Source organism: Hydrocoleum sp. CS-953, assembly GCF_002260545.1.
Taxonomy (GTDB): Bacteria; Cyanobacteriota; Cyanobacteriia; order Cyanobacteriales; family Microcoleaceae; genus Trichodesmium.
The window spans coordinates 1-4,115 of the sequence record NZ_LGSU01000660.1; the positions used below are offsets into that span (position 1 = coordinate 1).

2 protein-coding genes are annotated in these 4,115 nt (G+C 35.0%); one reads left to right on the forward strand and one right to left on the reverse strand.

What is annotated here, in order from left to right; genetic code table 11:
* The first annotated feature begins 1,943 nt into the window (after positions 1–1,943).
* Positions 1,944–2,576: a hypothetical protein gene (locus tag AFK68_RS07495; protein ID WP_094672217.1), complete on the forward strand. Its 633-nt coding sequence runs from the start codon at positions 1,944–1,946 to the stop codon at positions 2,574–2,576.
* A gap of 351 nt (positions 2,577–2,927) precedes the next feature.
* Here the strand turns inward: AFK68_RS07495 and AFK68_RS07500 are convergent, their stop codons facing one another.
* Complete coding sequence (locus AFK68_RS07500) at positions 2,928–3,434, reverse strand: hypothetical protein (RefSeq protein WP_094672216.1); 507 nt, start codon at positions 3,432–3,434, stop codon at positions 2,928–2,930.
* Between the last annotated feature and the right edge of the window lie 681 nt (positions 3,435–4,115).

The window sequence follows — 4,115 nt, forward strand, 5'->3', positions numbered from 1 at the left end:
AGATGGGATATTATTCTGGAGCTATCGAATTCGATCTAGGTGGTTTAGATGATTAAGATACAAGTTGAAGTTTGATTTTTTTATGCTTACAGAAATTAATCTATAAATAATTTATTTCTAGGGTTTGCTAGGTTATTCTGAGTTAGACCATTAACAAAGCTAAATGTTTGAACTCTCTGTCGAGCAAAATAGGAACAGAATCGTAAAATAGACATGATTAGTTAACTCAAGTTATGTATTTCTACTTCATCTCTCAGCACTAAAACGGACTTTATTTTTCCCTCATGGTCTTATTAGTAGCAGATATTACAAAAAATGTATCTCAATAAAATAGACTTCAAAAAGTTCAATTAGTTCCATCACAAAATCCTCAAAACGACTCTTTCTTAACTTCTGTTTGACTTGGTGTGTTTTCCGGAAACGAAATATTTCCTCAAAGCTTAAAAGTCATCAAAATTGACTGGGAAATCTTCAGCCAAATTGCTTAATTAGAGAAAATACTAACAACTACCAACCAGATGCTACAATACCAAACTAATCAAATCCCGAATTTTTACGGAAAAATTAAATTTGTAATTTCATCGTAATTTAGAAATTTTTACTGATGCCAAAAAAGATTTTCCTTGGCAATAGACAAATAGTAAGTAAGTAAGTAAGTACAAAAAATTATTTATACTATCACCAATTTAGCAAAAGAAGCTCTATATGAAAATATAGCTAGAGGAGTCTTGTCAAATTGGCATAGTGATTAACTCCGAGATGGGGGGGATAAATTATAGATCCAGGGATACAGCAGTTATCATATTAATCAAGTACAGTATTTTTATCTCTTTCCTATTCTCTGTTTCCTATTTCCTCTCTTAGTATCCATTCCCTTGCTTCTGTGGCCGAAACAGGGTTTAATAGCTGTTCCCTAAAATCCAAAACTTATGTATCTTCAATATTAATTCACTTTAACTAGCTATTAGCTTTTCCTTAGGTCATGCGGAGCTTGCCAGCATTTAGCAGGAGCGCTAAAATCCGAGGGTTTAAGTACCCCACAAGAGCTTGAAAAAGCGCGTGGTGCGCCTTTTATGGGGAGAAATAATCCCCCTACACAGTGAAAAGCTGATAGCTGACTGCTGACCGCTGACTGCTACGTCAAAGATGTCACAAATAGTTTCCAACCTTAAATGGAAAATAATTTCCTGAAATTACTGTATAGTTAAAGTTGTGAGCTGATAAAATCTTACTTTTAACTTTTGACTTCCATGAAATGGTATTACCACAGAAAGTTCCCCTTATTAAGGGGGATGATCGGGGGATAAATGACTTCTCAAACCACCTCTAAAGTGAATTAGGATCGGCTTGGAGTGAGTTGGTTATAGTTATATGTTACTGAAGCAATAATCCACCATTATCAAAATAATTGGGTCGTGCAACCTCCCCTTTTAAGGGAAAATGTTTTTGGAGGGTTGCTCAAAATCCCTTTTACAAAAACAACTTCTGACTTCTGACTTCTGAACTTAGTTAAAATCTCTAATTTGAAGTAGCAGTCAGCACTCAGCTAGCCTCTTTCAGAAGAACTTCGTTAACAGCAATCAGCTTTTCACGGTGTATAATGGGGGACTATTTCCCCCCATAAAAGGCGCACCACGCGCTTTTTCAAACTCTTGTGGGGGACTTCAACCCTCGAATTTCAAGCTGACAGCTAAATGCTGTTTGCGCAGCATTCCGTAAGGAAAAGCTGATAGCTAGTTAACGGTGGGACTGTCAAAATATAGATGTTAACAATAATAAAAGAAATTAACCTTATGGACCCATTACTGGAAGGTGGTGCTGCGATACAACAGCGTGATTACACCTTAATAATTGNGCAGCATTCCGTAAGGAAAAGCTGATAGCTAGTTAACGGTGGGACTGTCAAAATATAGATGTTAACAATAATAAAAGAAATTAACCTTATGGACCCATTACTGGAAGGTGGTGCTGCGATACAACAGCGTGATTACACCTTAATAATTGACAAAAGTAACGATATGTATATATCTGGCTCCCCCACAGGTAGAAGACCATGGGATTTAATGCAAGACTCCATCATCAGATTAGCTAGTGAATGTGAGAAGCTAGATTTAGATGGACTAACCGTTTACCTATTCTCTGACTATTTTAAACGATATGACCAAGTAACATCTACTGATTTAGGTGAAATTTTCCTGGAAAATCAACCCTCCGGTAAAACTAATTTAGCAGATGCTCTTAAGGATGCGATTGATAATTATTTTGAACGACGTGCTCTGAAGATAGCAAAACCTAATGGGGAAACTATTTTAGTTGTTACAGCAGGTGAAATAGAAGAACCTGAGCGAGTTAAGCAGATTATTATCTGTGCTGCTAATAATTTACAGCAAGATGAAGAGTTAGGTATTTCACTTATTCAGGTAGGAAATAAACCTGAAGTCACTAAGTTTTTTAAATTATTAGATAATGAATTACAAACAATAGGTGCTAAATTTGACATTTGCAATACTGTTACTATTGCCGATCTGGAAAACATGAATTTAACGGATGTTTTAATTAATGCTATTTTTGCTTAAGATAATCGATCGCAATTAGCTTATTGCATATCACTGGAAACGCTTTTTTTTAACTAATAGAAAAAAGGGAGTAGGGAGTAGGGAGTAGGGGGGAGAAATTGATGAATAAGAGTGGGATAATTTATTTTATTTTTTATTCTTAGAGATGTCTATTGAAATATTGGTTAATATGCGTTGTTTAACATCAATTGGAAATTCTGACTCCTGTACGGGTGATTTGGTTTCCTGCGGAATGCTGCGCAAACCGAATGCTGTCGCTTTCCGCGTAATTAGGAGCATTCAGTAGTAAATTGTCCCTACGACTCCTGACTCCATAACTGCCACCAAAATATTAAAAATTAAATAGGATTGCTATATTGAAGAATTTTGTGGTGAAATCCTAAACCATAAATTTCGTCCCAGCGCTTTGAAGTATAACTTGACTGGAAACTGGTAATAATCAATTACAATATTAACGATAATAGTCAAATGAGATAGAAAAGTTAAACCTGTCCAAACAATTGGTAGCCAACATAGAGGAGTACCTGGTATTGGAGGAAAAAAGTAAGCACTTAATCCTATTAATGTGGTTGGTAATAATACAAATCCAACTGCTAATAACTTGATTACCCAACTCCATTCTACTTGAGGATGATCGGCCTTCCATTTTTTACCATTCCATCTCCAACTTAAAGGAGAAGAACTATCTGCCATTTTTAATGATTGCTTTACCATATCTGGAGTGAAAATATGGTTACAGAAATTACAATAAAAAGCATCCATTAAAGTAATTGCTGAAATCTGACCATGATAGCAGACAGGACAAGTATAAACTTCTTCAAGGCTCAATTTTTTATTGACATTATCACAATTAGACATAGACTTTGAAAGTTAGGAAAAAAAACTATATAGGTTGAATTTTAAACAGTAATCTCTCAACTTATCTAGGGTCTGTGATAATTCTTAACTTTTATCTAATTAAGCAGAAATTAAACTTATATGAACTATATGCTTTAGACAGTTTTAACTCTCGTCAATTCCAGAAAAAATGGTTTGATTTTGTAAGCATTCAGCCGTCAGCCAGCCTCCTGCGGAGGAACTGCGTTAACAGCCATCAGCCATTGCTTTTAGTGCCCTTTCTCAAGCTTTATTTAGCTAGAATTAAATCTTAACTATGAAAGTTTGCTTCCTAGTAAACTCGGTCTTTAAAAGGAGTGTCTTATTGCTGTTTGCGTAGCATTCCGCAGGAAATGCTTACTTGAGTTCTACCTGAAATATTAATGGTCGGTGCAATTTTTTATAAAATATCTGTAGCATTAGGAAATATGGCGTTATATTTTCAGACTTTTCATCTATTTTGGTATTTTTTTTCCTAATGAATAATTAATTATTAGATTTAGTTTACACCATCTTCTTTTTCAAAGCAAAATTGAAAAAAAAGCTCGCTGAAGCATCAATCTTATTCTCAGCAGGGAGATTTCAAGAATTAAGAATGCGCGAATTAAGAATGCGCGAATTACCTCTCCTTGAAAAGGAGAGGATTGACAAACAGGAAAATTT